16 protein-coding genes are annotated in these 16,591 nt (G+C 42.1%); 7 read left to right on the top strand and 9 right to left on the bottom strand.

All coding sequences use genetic code 11. The annotated features are described in order from the left end of the window. Nucleotides 1-41 precede the first annotated feature (41 nt). On the top strand, nucleotides 42-1,061 hold the full coding sequence (locus MKY18_RS09305; protein ID WP_065098159.1) for an LLM class flavin-dependent oxidoreductase: 1,020 nt from the start codon (nucleotides 42-44) through the stop codon (nucleotides 1,059-1,061). A 38-nt stretch (nucleotides 1,062-1,099) separates the two neighbouring features. On the opposite strand, the gene MKY18_RS09300 is transcribed toward MKY18_RS09305, so the two are convergent. Continuing rightward, nucleotides 1,100-1,720 (bottom strand): GPR1/FUN34/YaaH family transporter, encoded by a 621-nt coding sequence (locus MKY18_RS09300; RefSeq protein ID WP_044141318.1) that lies wholly within the window; start codon nucleotides 1,718-1,720, stop codon nucleotides 1,100-1,102. A gap of 143 nt (nucleotides 1,721-1,863) precedes the next feature. Here MKY18_RS09300 and MKY18_RS09295 point away from each other — a divergent pair, with 143 nt between their 5' ends. Then, nucleotides 1,864-2,685, top strand: coding sequence for a uroporphyrinogen-III synthase (locus tag MKY18_RS09295; RefSeq protein ID WP_342497490.1), 822 nt, complete (start codon nucleotides 1,864-1,866; stop codon nucleotides 2,683-2,685). Nucleotides 2,686-2,725: 40 nt separating this feature from the next. On the opposite strand, the gene MKY18_RS09290 is transcribed toward MKY18_RS09295, so the two are convergent. Continuing rightward, the gene (locus MKY18_RS09290; protein ID WP_003211157.1) at nucleotides 2,726-3,328 is read right to left on the bottom strand and encodes a DedA family protein; all 603 of its coding nucleotides are present in this window, start codon (nucleotides 3,326-3,328) and stop codon (nucleotides 2,726-2,728) included. Between the two features lie 290 nt (nucleotides 3,329-3,618). Here MKY18_RS09290 and MKY18_RS09285 point away from each other — a divergent pair, with 290 nt between their 5' ends. Together MKY18_RS09285 and MKY18_RS09280 are read left to right on the top strand one after the other, a co-directional pair. Further along, nucleotides 3,619-3,849 carry an excisionase family DNA-binding protein gene (locus tag MKY18_RS09285; RefSeq protein ID WP_065098157.1) on the top strand — a complete coding sequence of 77 codons (231 nt, stop codon included), beginning with the start codon at nucleotides 3,619-3,621 and terminating at the stop codon, nucleotides 3,847-3,849. A gap of 20 nt (nucleotides 3,850-3,869) precedes the next feature. Next, nucleotides 3,870-4,859 (top strand): hypothetical protein, encoded by a 990-nt coding sequence (locus tag MKY18_RS09280; RefSeq protein ID WP_223252890.1) that lies wholly within the window; start codon nucleotides 3,870-3,872, stop codon nucleotides 4,857-4,859. Nucleotides 4,860-4,871: 12 nt separating this feature from the next. Here MKY18_RS09280 and MKY18_RS09275 read toward each other — a convergent pair whose 3' ends face one another. The 6 genes from MKY18_RS09275 to MKY18_RS09250 form a co-directional block, all read right to left on the bottom strand. Next, nucleotides 4,872-5,972, bottom strand: coding sequence for a Ger(x)C family spore germination protein (locus MKY18_RS09275; RefSeq protein ID WP_065098156.1), 1,101 nt, complete (start codon nucleotides 5,970-5,972; stop codon nucleotides 4,872-4,874). Next, nucleotides 5,969-7,069 (bottom strand): GerAB/ArcD/ProY family transporter, encoded by a 1,101-nt coding sequence (locus MKY18_RS09270; protein WP_342497489.1) that lies wholly within the window; start codon nucleotides 7,067-7,069, stop codon nucleotides 5,969-5,971. Before MKY18_RS09270 ends, MKY18_RS09275 begins: the two co-directional genes overlap by 4 nt. A gap of 12 nt (nucleotides 7,070-7,081) precedes the next feature. Then, nucleotides 7,082-8,569: a spore germination protein gene (locus MKY18_RS09265; protein WP_185108766.1), complete on the bottom strand. Its 1,488-nt coding sequence runs from the start codon at nucleotides 8,567-8,569 to the stop codon at nucleotides 7,082-7,084. Nucleotides 8,570-8,643: 74 nt separating this feature from the next. After that, nucleotides 8,644-9,987 (bottom strand): (Fe-S)-binding protein, encoded by a 1,344-nt coding sequence (locus tag MKY18_RS09260; RefSeq protein ID WP_044141326.1) that lies wholly within the window; start codon nucleotides 9,985-9,987, stop codon nucleotides 8,644-8,646. Next, complete coding sequence (glcD, locus tag MKY18_RS09255; protein WP_044141327.1) at nucleotides 9,984-11,393, bottom strand: glycolate oxidase subunit GlcD; 1,410 nt, start codon at nucleotides 11,391-11,393, stop codon at nucleotides 9,984-9,986. Before glcD ends, MKY18_RS09260 begins: the two co-directional genes overlap by 4 nt. Nucleotides 11,394-11,470: 77 nt before the next feature. Continuing rightward, complete coding sequence (locus MKY18_RS09250; protein ID WP_326848235.1) at nucleotides 11,471-12,604, bottom strand: sugar diacid recognition domain-containing protein; 1,134 nt, start codon at nucleotides 12,602-12,604, stop codon at nucleotides 11,471-11,473. A 125-nt stretch (nucleotides 12,605-12,729) separates the two neighbouring features. Here MKY18_RS09250 and MKY18_RS09245 point away from each other — a divergent pair, with 125 nt between their 5' ends. Further along, nucleotides 12,730-13,308 carry a branched-chain amino acid aminotransferase gene (locus MKY18_RS09245; RefSeq protein ID WP_268454884.1) on the top strand — a complete coding sequence of 193 codons (579 nt, stop codon included), beginning with the start codon at nucleotides 12,730-12,732 and terminating at the stop codon, nucleotides 13,306-13,308. A gap of 20 nt (nucleotides 13,309-13,328) precedes the next feature. Here MKY18_RS09245 and MKY18_RS09240 read toward each other — a convergent pair whose 3' ends face one another. After that, nucleotides 13,329-14,090 carry a DeoR/GlpR family DNA-binding transcription regulator gene (locus MKY18_RS09240; protein WP_342497488.1) on the bottom strand — a complete coding sequence of 254 codons (762 nt, stop codon included), beginning with the start codon at nucleotides 14,088-14,090 and terminating at the stop codon, nucleotides 13,329-13,331. A gap of 122 nt (nucleotides 14,091-14,212) precedes the next feature. Between MKY18_RS09240 and MKY18_RS09235 the strand changes: the two genes are divergently transcribed. Together MKY18_RS09235 and MKY18_RS09230 are read left to right on the top strand one after the other, a co-directional pair. Next, nucleotides 14,213-15,019, top strand: coding sequence for a tyrosine-protein phosphatase (locus tag MKY18_RS09235; protein ID WP_126741702.1), 807 nt, complete (start codon nucleotides 14,213-14,215; stop codon nucleotides 15,017-15,019). A gap of 24 nt (nucleotides 15,020-15,043) precedes the next feature. Then, the gene (locus MKY18_RS09230) at nucleotides 15,044-16,582 is read left to right on the top strand and encodes a family 10 glycosylhydrolase (RefSeq protein ID WP_081277159.1); all 1,539 of its coding nucleotides are present in this window, start codon (nucleotides 15,044-15,046) and stop codon (nucleotides 16,580-16,582) included. Nucleotides 16,583-16,591 lie beyond the last annotated feature (9 nt).

Genomic DNA, 16,591 nt, shown 5'->3' with positions numbered 1-16,591 from the left:
TGGAACTAGTATGATTTTTGACAGAAATGGGGACATCATTTATGAGTCAATCAGTTTTACAGCGCACAGCTTATTCCGTTTTAAATTTATCCTCTGTAACAGAAGGAGGCACCATCAAGGAGTCTTTTGAACATAGTATGGATTTAGCAAAAAAGGCGGAGAAGTGGGGTTATCATAGATACTGGCTGGCAGAACACCATAATATGGAAGGTGTTGCGAGTTCTGCAACGTCCGTTTTAATTGGGTATATTGCTGGCGGAACCGAAAAAATTCGAGTAGGATCTGGCGGAATTATGCTGCCAAACCACTCTTCACTTGTCATTGCTGAACAATTTGGGACACTTGAGACATTATATCCGGGGAGAATTGATTTAGGTCTTGGCAGAGCACCAGGGACAGATCAGTTAACGGCAAGGGCGCTTAGACGTAATCTTCATAATGGAGAAGATTTCCCTGAGCAGCTAGAAGAACTTCGGCAATATTTTAAACCAACCGGACAAGTCAAAAAACATGTAAGAGCCGTTCCGGGAGAGGGTCTAAACATCCCGATTTGGCTGCTTGGTTCAAGCGGTTTTAGCGCAAGACTTGCAGGAGAACTTGGATTGCCATTTGCCTTTGCGGCACATTTTTCACCTAAAAATACAATTCCTGCTTTAGAGTTGTATAGACAGTCATTTAGACCTTCTGATGTGTTAAAAGAGCCTTATGCCATGGTAGGAGTGACAGCTTTTGCTGCAGATCAAACAGAGCGAGCTGAATATTTGGCAACTTCTCATTATCAGCGGTTTTTGAGTCTCATTCGAAATACTCCAGGAAAACTCAAAGCGCCTGTCGACAGTATGGACGGCCTTTGGAGTTCATATGAAAAAGCGATGGTGGATGAACAATTAAGTTCGACAATGATCGGGGATAAAGAAAAGGTGAAAAAAGAATTGGAAGCCTTTATTGAAGCCACTCAAGCAGACGAAGTGATGATTAATTCGGATATGTTTGACCATCAAGAAAGAATGCGTTCATATGAAATCATCGGCGAGATCTTCCAAGAAGCACAAGAAAAATAAACATAAAAAAGAACTGCACAAAGCAGTTCTTTTTTTACTTATGCTTTTGTAAAAATACGAAATGGTTGTCCAATTGGCAGTACAGTACGGCCAAAATGAGTATTGAGCACAACTGCTGCTGAACCATAAAATGAAAGTAGGGAAATGATCAATTCTGCAATGCCGGCAATGGTATGAGTCACGTCGTACATCACACCAAATGAGCTTAGGGAAAGACCAAGGAATAAGAAATCAATAAAGACGAAAATCAAAAATAATACTTTATGTGTTTCCATTGCACCAATCGTCATAAACAAGCTGAAAATTAAATACCCGATAAACGCAAAACCTAGTTGTTTTGGATCTGCTGCTCCCGCAAGCGTTTTCCCAAAAACGCCCGCTTGAATGAGCCAAGTCGTTCCAACGCCCATCCAAAAAAGACCGAATGCGCCAAAGGCAGTGGCTCCAAAAATATTGTGGTGCTTTGAATCTTGTATGGACGCGATCAGCTGCGCGATGCCTCCAAGGAAGATAGCCCAAGGTAAAATAAGGGAAGTGCCATCTGTAATTCCTAGTTTTTGTGAGGACGCAACGAGCGTCACCATTGCTAAACCAAACAAACCAAGTGGTGTTGGGTCTGCAATTGATAATCGATAAGCTTGAACATTCTGTTTTTCCATAATGACCTCCTACAATTTGCACTTACAAAAGATACTCGAATTCCACCGAAACGTCAAGCTCTTTTTTAGTAGACACTTGCAACGTCTTCCAAATAAATCTATATTTAATACATATCAAATGTGATAGAAAAAGAGGGATAAAATTGAGTAAAGGCTTAGCTGGAAAAACGATTGCCATTTGTGGAACGAGAAAAACAGAAGAAATGCGTACACTTGTCGAAAAACAAGGGGGACAAGCCGTTATTCGTTCTCTTCAAGGAACCGTATTTTTAGCCAAAGAGGAGTTAAAGCCAGGCATTGAAACCTTTGTGAAAAAAGGCGCCGATTGGGTGATTTTAACAACGGGTATCGGGACTGATACATTAATTGAGAGTGCAGAAGAGCTTCATTTAGGGGAAGCATTTATGCACATTCTATCAAATGCCCAGATTGCTTCAAGAGGATACAAAACCTATGCTGTACTCAAAAAACGCGGAATTCAGCCAGACGTGTCTGATGAAGATGGAACGGTGCGTGACCTAATCTCAAAGCTTGAAGGCAAAGAGTTTCAAGGCAAACGTGTCATGGTGCAGCTGCACGGAGAAAACGCTCCGGCTCTCATGAAGTTTTTACATGACAAAGGGGCAGATGTATTGCAGCTTTTACCTTATCAGCACACACCACCTGAACCAGAAGCTGCAGAAACATTACTTCAAGAAATGAAAGATGGAAAAGTCCACGCCGTCTGTTTTACAACCGCTGTTCAGGTGCACGCCTTTTTCACACTAGCGGCAAAATGGGGAAGAAAAGAAGAACTCCAAGCGCTATTTGAGCATCACGTACTGGCAGTAGCTGTTGGAAAAGTCACAGCTGAAGCTTTAAAAGAAGAGGGAATTGAACGGCTTCTTGCCCCGTCACTTGAGAGAATGGGTGCAATGATTATGGAATTATCCCAATATATGAAAAAACAATCCTTACACTCATAGAAAAAACGCCTTTCACTAGATTAGTGTCAGGCGTTTTTCATTAGATTGTCCTTTTTCGGTTCGTACGAATTTTTTTAAAGACGAAATAGAGAACGATCAGGCCGATCGCAATGGCCATAATAGGGGTTGTATAAGCGTGAGCAACACTTTGAATGTGATCCCATTTTGTCCCGAGCTGCATGCCAAGATAAATAAACAAGATAGACCAAGGGATGGCAGCTAATCCCGTCAAGAGAACAAATTTCAAAAAAGGCATTTTGGCAATACCCGCTGGAATGGAGATGGCATGGCGCACAACAGGAATAAAGCGTGCTGTAAACACTACACCGGTACCATATCGATCAAACCAGCGCTCTGCAGTGGCGATATGATGCTCATGGATGAATAAGTATTTTCCGTACTTTGTTAAAAAGGGTCTTCCGCCATAAAGACCGATCCAGTATATAAAACACTGTGCGAGCGTACCTCCGATGACGCCAGCGATAACAGCTCCAACAAAACCGATTGTTCCTGTCGACACCATATATCCGCCATAAGCAAGAACAATTTCGCTCGGAATGATTTCAATCATCAGACCTAGTGCTACACCTACATAACCAAGGCTTGTCAGCCAAGTTAAAATTTCATTAAACAAGGTTCCCATTCATTTCACTCTGCCTTTAAATACGAATTTTCTTCAAGCATCCTTATAAAAGCCTATGCTTGTTTTGCTTTTCTCATGAGTCTGCATTCCGCTTACCTCTCTGAAGGTCAAACCGAAAAACGCCCATCTAGCAAACTTTATCATACCATATTTGCTCGCACCTAGACGATCTACTTGCTGAACACTTGTTATCATGATATCAGGAAAGAAAATATGAACAGGCGGCTTCCGTTTTTTTCAACAGATCATGATATAATTTGTTAGATGAAACGAACGGGTGGTGCATAAACATGTATTTAACAATCGAAGAAACAGCTGAATACTTAGAAGTATCAGAGGCGTATATTGAGAAATTAATTCAGCAAAAAAAGATCCGCTTTGTATTTGACGGAGAATCATATCTCATTTATCAAGGACAGTTTCAAACGCATATGAAGCAGCTTGAACAATACAAAGAGCTCGTCCAAGAGATTTTAAATGAACCGATTCCTGAAGATCTAGATGTAAAGGACGAAGATTAGATTCAAAGGAAGTGAATGGAGTGGAAAAAGTCGTCTTATGTGAAGCCTGTCAAAAAAACGCAATGGATTTGGTAGAAGATACTGATGAACCGAAACAACCTTATCAATTATGTCAGCCGTGTCACAAGAGACTACTCAACAATTCTTTACGACCGATTGAATGGTATAACTTAGCCGTTCTCCATTCTCCTAAACAATTTTTACTGCATGATGACTTTTATGGAGAGGATGGACAGGCTTTCCAATCAGAGGATGATGTCATCGTCACCAAAGAAGATAAAGCCCCCACATTACAAGACGTGCGGCAAGATTTGGCGTCTTTAATAAACTTCTCAATTACTAGGTGGTTTCTTGAGGATGATGTCATTGATGCGCTGAAACAGCATGATCAGCAAAGGACCTTAGACTCTGTTCAAAGCCAGTTTGATGAGACTCAGCATATCGAAGTGAAATCACGCATGTTAGAAATTGTGGCTGATGTTTTAGGTACATCTGCCGCTGGGTGGGTAAGGGAACTGGTGAATCAGGCTGACGAAGAATTTCTTTATCCACTTTCATGGGCAGCGGCCAGCAGTTTGCCAGAAGATGAAGGTTTACAACATGTAATAGAAAAATTGAAGTCGATCAGTGAAAAAGAATTACCGACAGCTGCTTTTATCTGTCTGTACCGTTTCCACTCTAACAAAGTATTAAATTGGATGGAGGTCACTTGCACTCATTTTCACGTTCATTGGGGAAGGCTGGCAGCCTTAAGCTGTCCAACCTGGGATAGAATGAAAACATGGCTAGACAAAGGAAGACCTTTCAGTTTAATTGCCCTTGAAACAATGACACACTGTGCTAAAGGGAATAGACCGGTCCTTGTGGAACAATGTTCACCTAAGATCCTTCACACAGATAAAAGTGAAGTAGAGAACACTTTAAATGACTATCTTCAAAAAGATGGCGTTCCAAGAGTCAAAACGAACGTGTCTACCATATTGAACAATAAAGAAGATATTTTTGAATAATTTTCAATTCCTTTATTGACTGACACCAGTTTGCACAATTTTCATATGGCATTTAACTTGTACATCCGCATCAGGATAGATTTCCTGCCATTTTTCTGGTGTCATGGATTTGTCTTTTGATCGATACCTTAAGCCTAGCCCAAGCGGATCAATATGTTGCTTTTTAAAGGACTGAACAAGGTCTTGTCCTTGCTGAACGACACGTTTTTCTACTTCTTTTTCGACTTGGTCCAATATATTCGGTTTATCAATTTTCTTGGACTTCATGAATTCTTTTAATTCGCCCTTCAGCTTGATATCAATCGTGATATGAGGCTTTTTTGTTAGGTTATTCGTTGGTTTGACCTGGTAGGACACATGTGATTTGATATTTTCAATGACGACATGGGTCTTTTCTTGATCAGCCAATTGAAACTCGTAGATACCATTTTTATGATTTTCAATCATCGCTTTAAATGTGAACGTGTCTTCTCCAGGGATATGACCGACCATTTTTTCCTGATCAAACAGAGCAACTCCTGTGACTTTAATGGCATTGCTCGTTTTCTTGATGTAAGGCAGGTAAGCATCGACTCCTTTTGCCAGCATCTGATTCATGAAAATATGCTGATTAGTGACAGGTTGATTGCCATTTCGCATATTTTGGGACAACAGATCAGAGAGATACACACCTATATTTAAGTTCGTTTGATTCATTTTTGTATATAATAAGTCTTCAACTTCTCCGCCTACAATCGCAAACACTTGGCGTGAACCAATGATAGGATCACGATAAATGTAATTCATTAAATCGATCATTCCGACTTCCTTTGCTAATTTTTCACTCACTAAAATAACCAGCACTTGACCCATGACGACTGGAAAAGGTGATTTTTCTGATACGAGAAACTGAATATTACTAATGGTATTTGACCTTGCGCTTAATATTTGATAACTTCCTTGTTCCTCACTTTTAAAGACAGGAAAGACAAAGAAGCCCTTCATTTCTCCATCTTCGATTAAATCAAATCCTGCCGCCTGAGAGATATTTAATTCATCTAAAAGGCGAGGCTGTGCACAGCTAGTTAAGAATAGACTAAACAACATGAGACCCGTGAGTATATAACGTTTCATGCTCGTTTTTTCACCCACCTTTTTTTCAGCATCAGTCCAATAACCATACAGACAATCAAGCCATATACAAGAAAGTATCCGCTATATTCCACCCATTGGTTAAAGGTTTCAAAAGAAGTTGCCCCCGTAAAAAATGAAAACATGACCAGAATGAGGATGCTGAGCCCGATGAACGTGACGCGCTGGCTTGTATGAAGCACTTGTTTTGCCATTCGGCTCGCAGCCCATAGTGGAATCGCGATATTCGGAATGATTAAAAGCAGCCAAAGAGACACTTCGATAAATTCAAAGCGCTGGATAAACGGGAGCTTCACAATACTTGTTAACGTTAACGTCGGCCATTTTGTTAATTTAAGCTGAGCACTTGAGTAATACGCAATGGAGACGAGAAAGACGAGTAAATTTAAGCATGTCGTAAATAATGCCCCCATGTGAGCAAATTTTTGAGACGTCTGCGCATGTTTAATAAAGGGATAATAGACAAGCAGTGTGCCAAAACCAAACATGGATAATGAAGCATCTTTGACTCCCATCAACAGCTGCGAAAAAGTATGATCAAACATCGGGAACATGAAACGAATGTGACTATATTTCATGGCATAAAAACAAATAAACGTCATCCAATACGTCAGTACAATACTAAAAAATGCCCATCCAGCAATCGTTCTAAACCCGCCGGTATGAATGTAATACACGAGCAGCAGAAGTACAGACGCAAACAATAGACCAGGAATTTCTTTAAACAGCCATACATGGATCACATCCATATAGTGGACGAGAACGGTCAACGACAAAGAAGCAAAATATAAGATATAGAGAATGTTGAATAATTGCCCAACCCACTTGCCAAATACATATTGCGTGATATCACCAAATTCATCCGAAGGGGCCTTTTTAAACATCATGTACATAAGAAAGATCATGACATTGACACTGAAGCTAGAAATCAGAATGGCGATCCATCCATCATTATTCATAGAACGAACAAGGTTTGTTTGAAAGTTTAAAATGCCGACACCAACTTGATTGGCATTAACGAGAAAAAACACAAAAAAAGGGGAAACTTGAAATTTCTCTTTTACAGAAGAAGAACTCATGCTTTCACTTCCTTATTCATAAAAATCATTTTTCCCCTTACGGCCTTGCTTAGGCTTTTGTCGATGGATGGTTTCATTTTCCGGGCGTAAATTTTCCGGTCTTTTATTCAAAAATCGAAGCTGAGGACGAATCAAGCTGCCTTTTAAATCAGCTAGACGCAATGGGAAAATAGGCTCTAGATACGGACGTCCAATAGACGTTAATTTCATTAAATGGGTGAGAAGGAATGATCCCATCACTGCAATACCTAATGCGCCCCACACCTGTGCCGCAAGTAGAAATGGAAATCGCAGCAGCCGAATGGCACTGCCCATTTTGTATATAGGGGTGACAAATGAGGCAAGAGCAGAAAGGGCAACAATAATGAGTAAAATATTACTTGTTAATCCTGCTGCCACAGCAGCCTGTCCAATGACAATCCCTCCAACAATCCCGAGCGTTTGACCGACTTTAGCTGGAAGCCTTGAACCTGCTTCTCTTAGTAATTCAATCGAAACCTCTAAAAACAGAGCCTCAATGATTGGAGGAAATGGAACAAGATAGCGGGAGGACACAATGGTTTCTAATAAGTCTTTTGGAATTAGCTCATAATGAAACGTTAAAACGGCTACATATAAAGGTGTCGCAAAAATGGAAAATATCACAGCAAATATGCGTAACAGTCTAAAGCAAGAAGCCGCAATCCACGACATATTGTAGTCTTCCATAGTGGAAAAATACTCAAGTAAAATCGTCGGGGCAAGTAAGACATGAGGCGAGCCATCCACTAATATGGCAATTTTCCCTTCTGATAAACCTGAAGAGACGCGGTCGGGTCTTTCTGTATTTAAAAACAACGGAAAGATCGTATTGGACACATCATAAAGCATCTGTGCAAGGTAATTTGCATCTAAAATTTGATCAAAATCAATGTCTTCAATACGCTGGAGAACGGTTTCAATGTTTGCCGGATTAGCAATCTCTTCAATATATAACACCGCTACTTTTGTTTGCGAAAGCGTGCCAACCATCTTTTCTGACACTTTCAGGTTCGGTGTCGGCAGCCGCCGTCTGACCAAATTTAAATTGGTATCCAAAACCTCCACAAATGCTTCCTGTGCACTAATAATGCCAAATTCTATCTCGGGCGGACCTACTTGTCTGCCTTTCTTTTCTTCAATCGGGATCAGAAGCGCTTTACCCCAGTCCGTTTCAAGACGAATGGCCATATTCCCTTGATGAAGCGCTTTTTCCACTTCCTGAAGATCGGTCGTGATGACAGACTGTTCAATGGGAATTCGTTCTTTCAGCTCCTCAAGAGTGGGGGTGAGATGTAATTCTTTCATGCAGGGCAAAATTTGTTCATGGAGTAGATGCCCATTAATTAAAGAACGAAAAAAAGAAATTCGATAAAAAAAACCTTCACTTCGTGACAACTCGTTTGTAAAATCAGAGGAACGTGACAATGCCTCAAATACTGAATTTGGGTCCTTTTGATGTTGGTTGTTTTTCTTCAGCACTTGAACCATCTCCTTCCGCAATTTGCCTCTATTATCCAACCAATTGCCGGAAGATATGCATGAAAAAAAAGCGTTCAGCTTGATGTGCTGGACGCTTCTTTTCCATATTGAACCGCTTCTAATAATAAATCTACGAGATGAACAGCACGCATGCTGTTCGATTGTCCTGAACGTTTGATACCTGCTGCCATTTGCAGCTGGCAGCCTGGATTGGACGTGACAATAGCAGCCGCAGCTGTTTGACTAGCTTCTGTCATTTTATGATCTAAAATTTGCATCGACATTTGTGGCTGCAAGATATTATAAATTCCGGCGGATCCGCAGCAGCGGTCGGCATCCTTCATTTCTTTAAATGATACCCCTTGAATTGCTTTCATGAGCACCCTTGGCGCTTGCTGTACACCCATTCCGTTCCGCAAATGACAGGAATCTTGATAGGTGATGACTTGCTCTGGCAAAGCAAGCGGCGTACGGCCGTGAAATTCCAGCTCCACGAGAATGTCTGATATATCCGTGATTTTCTGTGAGAAGGCTTCACCTCGCTTTTGAAAAGACGGATCATTCTTTAGTAAATGATCATAATCACTTAAAAAGGCACCACATCCGCCCGCATTCATGACAATGGCATCTGCCTCAATCTCCTCAAATGCTTCAATATTCCGCCTTGCTAGCTCTTTCGCTTGCTCTTTTTCTCCACTATGACCATGAAGTGCACCGCAGCACGTCTGAACAGGAGGGACGACAACGTCACAGCCGGCCAGTTGCAAAAGCTGGATGGTCGCTTCGTTTGTGCTGGAAAAAACGGTATCCATTAAACAGCCAGTAAAAAAGGCGACACGTTTTCTTGCTGTGCCAATGGCTTTGTATTCTAACGCACGGCTTTTTTGTTGACGCGGCACCTTTGGAAGAGCCTCTTCCATCAGCTGTAAATGCGGCGGAAGTACCTTTAGCATGCCAGACTTGCGGGCGGCCGTTTGCAGACCAGAGGTTTGATAAAATCGCAGTAGTCCAGCAGCTTGACGCATCCGGCTTTGGGAAGGAAAGAGTCCTTTAAACACAACACGTCTCACAAATTTGACAGGAAGGGATTGTTTTTTGTGCTGCTGAATGATGTCTCTTGCATCCTCAAGTAAACGTCCATATTTGACGCCTGAGGGGCAGACCGGTTCACATGCACGGCAGCCAAGACAAAGGTTCAATGAATGTTCGACATCTTCATCAGGCTCAATCACGCCGTCTCTTACAGCCTTCATTAAAGCAATTCGGCCGCGGGGCGAGTGTGTTTCTTGTTGACCCGATTCAATATAAGTAGGGCAGGAAGGAAGGCAAAAGCCGCAGCGCATGCAATTGAGCAGCTCCTTTTCATCCATTTGCTGTTGAAATGTTTGCTGAATCTTTGTTTGTTTAGAGGAATTCATGAGATCACCACTCGCTTCCTTGCTGCTTTTCCAAACACCTTATCAGGATTCATGATATTTGCCGGATCTAGCGCTTGTTTGATCGCTTTCATTGCAGCGATTCCTTCTTTTTTGACCTTTAGCTCCAAATAGGGGGCTTTCATTAGACCCACACCATGCTCACCCGTAATGGTGCCGCCGAGGGAGACTGCTTTTTCAAAAATGGCCTGAAAGGCTTCTTCAACCCGCTTCATTTCTTCTTCATTTCTTGCATCAGTTGCACAAGTAGGATGCAGATTTCCGTCACCTGCATGACCAAATGTACAGATTTTCACGTCGTACTCTCTCGCAATGTCTTCGATCGCGCGCACCATGTTCGCAATTTCAGATCGGGGAACTGTGGCATCTTCTAAAATCGTCGTAGGGCTTAAACGGGCGAGGGCAGATAAAGCGGCTCGCCTCGCTGTTAAAAGGGCACTTGCTTCTTCTTCAGAGTGTGCGATATTCACTTCTTTTGCACCGTGCTGCTGACAAACCTTTGCAATGCTTTGCATATCACGGGAAACAGCCTCAGGATTGCCGTCCTGTTCAATTAATAGCACCGCTTGAACGTCAGTCGGCAGGCCGATTTTGGCGAAGTCTTCGACGACTTCTAGTGTCGGCTGATCCATAAATTCTAATGTGGCGGGGATGATCCGCTCTGCAATAATCGCCGAAACTGATGCAGCTGCTTCCTCAAGGCTTTCATATAAGCAAAGCATCGTTTGTTTGGTTTCTGGAAGCGGTAAAAGCTTCAGCGTCGCTTCTGTAACAATGCCGAGTGTTCCTTCTGATCCAACGAATAAGCGGGTCATATCATACCCTGCCACGTCCTTTGCGAGCTTACCGCCCGTTTTGATGATGTCACCGTTTGGAAGAACCACTTCAAGTCCAAGTACATAATCTCTCGTCACACCATATTTTAACCCCCGGAGCCCACCTGAATTTTCATTAATATTGCCGCCTAACGTCGAAATTTTCATCGAGCTTGGATCTGGTGGATAGAAAAGGCCTCTTGCCTCTACTTGGTGAATGAGTTCCTGTGTGATCAAACCAGGCTGGACCGTTGCGGTCAGGTTTTCTTCGTCTATTTCGATGAATTGGTTCATTCTTGTAAACAACATCACAAGTCCCCCTTGTGTAGGACAGGTTCCTGCACAAAGGTTCGTTCCGGATCCTCTTGGCACAATTGGCACCTTATATGAGGCGCAGAGCCGAACAATTTGCTGGATCTCCTCAGCCGTCCGCGGGCTTACGATAACATCTGGCATATGCTGAAAATTAGGCGTTGCATCATAAGAGTAGGCAAGCCGATCGGCTTTACTGCCCTGTACATGAGACGCACCGACAATCTTTTTTAATTGACTAAAAAATTCAGAATTTAACATACGCATTCACTCCTACTGATTAGACATACCGTTTCTTTCAGTATAAAAAAAGAATCGCCTCATGCCTATGGACGATTCTACAAAATATTGGGCTTCTCGCCTCGTTTATTTGGATGATGATCTAATAGCATCAAGGCTAAATAAAAGAGCATCGCATCTTGCATGCGTTTCGGATCAAGTGTTGTTAAATCTTGGATACGTTTTAGCCTGTAATGCAGTGTATTGATATGTACGTGCATCGCTTCCGCAGTATATTTCAATGAGCAATCTGACGTCATGAGTACACGCAATGTTTTCACTAGCTCAGGGTAGGGGAGAAGCGGGACAATCGTTCGATCAAGGAACACTTCTTTTGTTTCCTGACTCACTTCTTCTATAAAAAGTTCAAGTGTTAAATCTTCATCAAACACAATCGGTGTATCTGCATTCGCCATTTTTAAGGCACGAAAGGCTTGATGAAATGATTGCTTCATCATCTGTCCAGCTGCAGGTTTTCCCGCACCTATCAAAACCTTTGACTTAGGACGTGCGGTGAGCGCAGCATGGATGTGAAAAAGACGCTGCCGCAAAGTATCACGATCATTTGCCGAAGTTTGCAGCATGAGCAAAAAGCGGGCATGTCCCCAGCGGACGATCATTTCCTGATTGGTGAGATGCAGCATTTCCTTCACTTTTTTATATTGATCCTGCTTCACAAATGATTCATCGTGACAATCAATGAGGACGACCACACGCTGCTTATTGACATCAAGCTGAAGCCGCGCTGCTTTTTCAGTGAGATCGATGGCTGTCTCTGGCAGGTGAAGCCAGTCGAACACAAACGCTTCAAGCTGCCGTTCATCGGTTTCCGTTTCTAGAAAAAATTCATGTTCTTGAATGAGCAATTCGGTCATTTTTCGTAATATTTCGCCAAATGGAGAGACATGGACGGGATTTCCTGTCATCCCAATCACACCAATGACCTCTTGCTTAAAATAAATAGGCAGATTGATGCCAGCTTTGACCCCTTTCATTCGTTGCTCATCATCCTTTGTGAGGATTCGTTTTTGTCCTTCAAAGGATGTCAAATATGCCCCTTCATGAAATTGACCAATGCGCGCTGGATCTGTTGCCGCTATGATGGTGCCGTTTGTTTGTGTAATGATGATTTCCTCAGTCAGCACCTTTTTGACCTCGTCTACGATTTTTTCTGCCAATGTCATTGTGAGCAAAACGTACCCCTCCGAGATGTATCTTTTGACACTATCATACCATCATATGCTGAGTCATATCTTTCTTTTCATGAGTTATGCTAAAATAATACACGCACGTGAAGGAGAAGAAAGGAGACATAGCCATGTCGCTACAAAATCGCTTACAAGATCTATTGAAAGAAGGACAAGCGCTGACAGACTTTGAATATGACGAAGCGGCGCGCTACAATTGGCCTTTAGAGGGTGCAAGAATAAAGGAAGAGGCACGCTTTATCGATGTATATTTAGAGCGTGTAGACAAAGAATCCGAGGACATGATTCAATCAGAGGGCGCCTCATTTCTAAACACACCGCTTACATATGTAAAACAACATCAAAAAGAATTCATTTATATCGAATCAAAGTGGTTTGATGTGGTGAGAGTCGATGGATTAGCCATTGAATGGGACGAAGTATTTCAAACGTATACCGTGTTATTCGGCTTCAAACGTCCTAAAAAAGACACTGGCATTCTAAAGGACATGCTGGCTTCATTAAATGGTGCGCAGCTTCAATTTAATGGGCAAGACGGCTTATTCGATGTGAATTTACAGCTTCTTGAGCTTGAGGACATCTATGAAGATATGCCTTTCATTGAAGTCGTCTTAGCCGTGTACCGCTTTTTATTCCGCTTGATCATGCAGCTTGAAATGAATGAATCAAAAAACGGCTCAAATTCCTGAGCCGTTTTTTTGTGATCCATCTATTTTGATGAAGGCGTGACAAACTGTACATCATGCTCTTTTCCATATTGAAGATAGTCTTCACTTGGCTGTTTATTCGTCACGACGACATCAAGATCTTGCAAATGACAAAATGTGGTCAAAGCGTAATGATTAAATTTACTATCATCCACTAATAAAAACGTTTTGGCACTTTTTTCAACAACCGTCTTTTTAATATCCGTTTCAAGCGGGGACGAATTCGTGACGCCGTGATCAATGGATAAACCAGTTGATGCGATAAAGGCTTTATTGACATTGTAAGCTTTCAAACGCTCTACACTTTGATAGCCAACGAAAGAATTCGTTTTTCTCTCAAGCATCCCGCCGGTGGAAAAGATAGTGAGATTCTCATAAGGCATCGCCTGTGTAATAAAATCTACATTATTGGTCACAACAGTCACCTGTTTCTCCGTCAAATAGGGAAGCATCTCAAGTGTTGTTGTACCAGAATCAACAAAAATCATATCCCCATTCTCCACAAAAGCAGCAGCCGTTTGACCAATCAATTGCTTTTTATTCAGCTGACGGGTCTTTCGCTCCTGATATACTACTAATGTTGAATGATTCACAGCCACTCCGCCATATACTTTTTTGAGCACGCCGGACTCGACCAATGCTTGTACATCTCGGCGTATCGTGTTTTTTGAAACGTCAAAATGCGCCACAAGCTCATCCAGTGAGGCAGATTCCCGGTCAAACACATACTCTTTGATTTGCTGAATCCGTTTTGTTTTGATCATGCTACATATCTCCAATCCAACCGTATGTCCTTTTTCCATTATACCAAATGGCTTTTCTTTTCCCCATCTCGATAAAAGCGTATGATAGAGAAAAGAACGTAACGGAAAGGACTTTCACTTCTATGAATCAATCAAACAACCCATTTTCAAAGCTTGCGAATTTTAGAGAAGTAGGGGGACTTCACACAACAGATGAAATGGTGATCAGGGAGGGGATGATTTATCGATCCGCAGATTTGTCTCGCCTGACAAAACAAGATATCGAGACATTTTCAACCCTTGGCGTTCAAACCGTTTGCGATCTTCGTACAGCCTCAGAACGCAAATCACATCCGCCAAAAATCAAGGAACCTGACAAAATCGTCCATATCCCCATGCATCCTGACAGTAAGATGCCAAGTAAATGGACCATGTTTCGTATGCTGGTAGCAGAAGGGAAATCTTTCACTTTCACACCGATTATGAAAGATTTATATCAAAGCATGCTCACAGAGCGTAAAGAAGAAATTCAGCAGCTGTTCACTCTGCTTTCAGATAAAAGCAATTACCCGCTGATGCTTCACTGCACAAGCGGTAAGGACCGGACAGGCTTTTTATCTGCCCTCATTCAATTAGCAGCAGGTGTACCGGTATCTGCCGTTTTAAGTGAATACATGCGCTCTAACGAAGGGGTGAAAATGCTTGTCAGAAGGCAGCAGCGATTTGTCCGCTTGATGAGTTTATACCGGGTGTCAAAAAAGCAAATTCAGCCGCTTCTCGGTGTGCAGCAAGATTATCTGGAAGATGTGCTAAACGAGATGATGGAGACATACGGGAGTGCACAGCGGTATTTAATCGAGGCTTGCGACATCCCTGAAGATCAGCTCAAGGAAATGAAAAACATCTTGCTGACACCATCTGCTGGCATTCGATCTCAAAAAGCGGAATAAACTGATGATGAGGTGATGCAAAAAATGGTGAAAAAGATCAGTATGACGTGTCTAACAATAATTTTGATGTTTGTATTCTTATTGATTCCTTCTAGCAGTCTAGCTCGTCCAATGCCAAAAGGGAAGCTTGAAAGCACAAGAGAGATGCGCGCGGTATGGATCGCATCGGTTTATAATTTAGATTGGCCTTCAAAGAAAGGACTGCCTGTCAAAGAGCAGAAAGAAGAGTTTATTCATTTGTTAGATGAGATCAAAGCGATGAATATGAATGCCGTGATCATGCAAATTAAACCGACAGCAGATGCCTTTTATCCTTCGGCATACGGTCCGTGGTCCGAATATTTAACCGGCACGCAAGGGAAAGATCCTGGGTATGACCCGCTTGAGTTCATGATCGAAGAAGCTCATAAACGCGGCCTCGAATTTCACGCTTGGTTTAACCCGTATCGTATCACAATGAATCATACAGACCTCAGCCGTTTATCAGCCGATCACCCAGCAAAAAAGCATCCTGATTGGACCATTGCATACGGAAATCAGCTTTATTACAATCCAGGCATTCCTAAAGCTCAGGAGTTCATTGTCGGCGGTATAGAAGAAGTCGTGAAAAACTACGATATTGATGCAGTGCATATGGATGATTATTTTTACCCGAATAAAATAGCCGGTGTGCCGTTCCCAGATCAAGAAACGTATGAAACATATGGAAAAAAGGCATTTACGCATATAGAGGATTGGCGAAGAGATAATGTGAACCAATTGGTCAAGCAAATCAACGACACCGTGAAGAAAGTAAAGCCGTATGTGAAATTTGGTATTAGCCCATTTGGAGTATGGCGCAATATAAAGGATGATCCGACTGGTTCAAACACGACCGCAGGGATGACCAATTACGATGATTTGTATGCTGATACAAGAGAGTGGATTCAGCAGCACGATATCGATTATGTTACCCCGCAAATTTACTGGAGCATCGGTTTTCAGGCAGCCGCCTATGATGTGCTCACGAAATGGTGGTCAAATGAAGTAAAGGGAGAGCCTGTTCACCTGTACATTGGTCAGGCGACGTATAAAATCAATCAAAACAGTGATCCTGCTTGGTCTGATCCTGAAGAATACTTTCGGCAGATCCAGCTGAACAGACAGTCGCCTCTTGTGCAGGGAAGCATGCACTTTAGCCTAAAAGATATCAACCGTAACCCTTTGAATGTCAAAAATCGATTGATAGAAGACGCCTACCGTAAACCGGCTCTCATTCCAGAAATGCCTTGGCTTCATCAGAAAGCGCCAAAAAAACCAATCATTCAATCTATTAAAAAAACAGCAGATGGTACGGCTTTACAGATCAAAAATGATCCGCACTCTACCGCATCCTATTATGCGGTCTATCGCTTGACGACGAAAGGAACATATGAATTGCTTCAAACTGTTAGAAAAGAAACCGGCACGCTGACATCTGTCAAAGATCTTTCAGTTCATCAGAATAAGAGTGATACTTACAAAGTAACGGCTCTCAATCGACTACATCACGAAAGCAAGCCTTCTACAAAAAGAGTGAGATAACGAAAAAGC

It is taken from the genome of Bacillus sp. FSL R7-0672 (genome assembly GCF_038601465.1).
GTDB classification, from domain to species: Bacteria; Bacillota; Bacilli; order Bacillales; family Bacillaceae; genus Bacillus; species Bacillus pumilus.
This window is presented reverse-complemented; position numbering and strand designations above follow the sequence as displayed.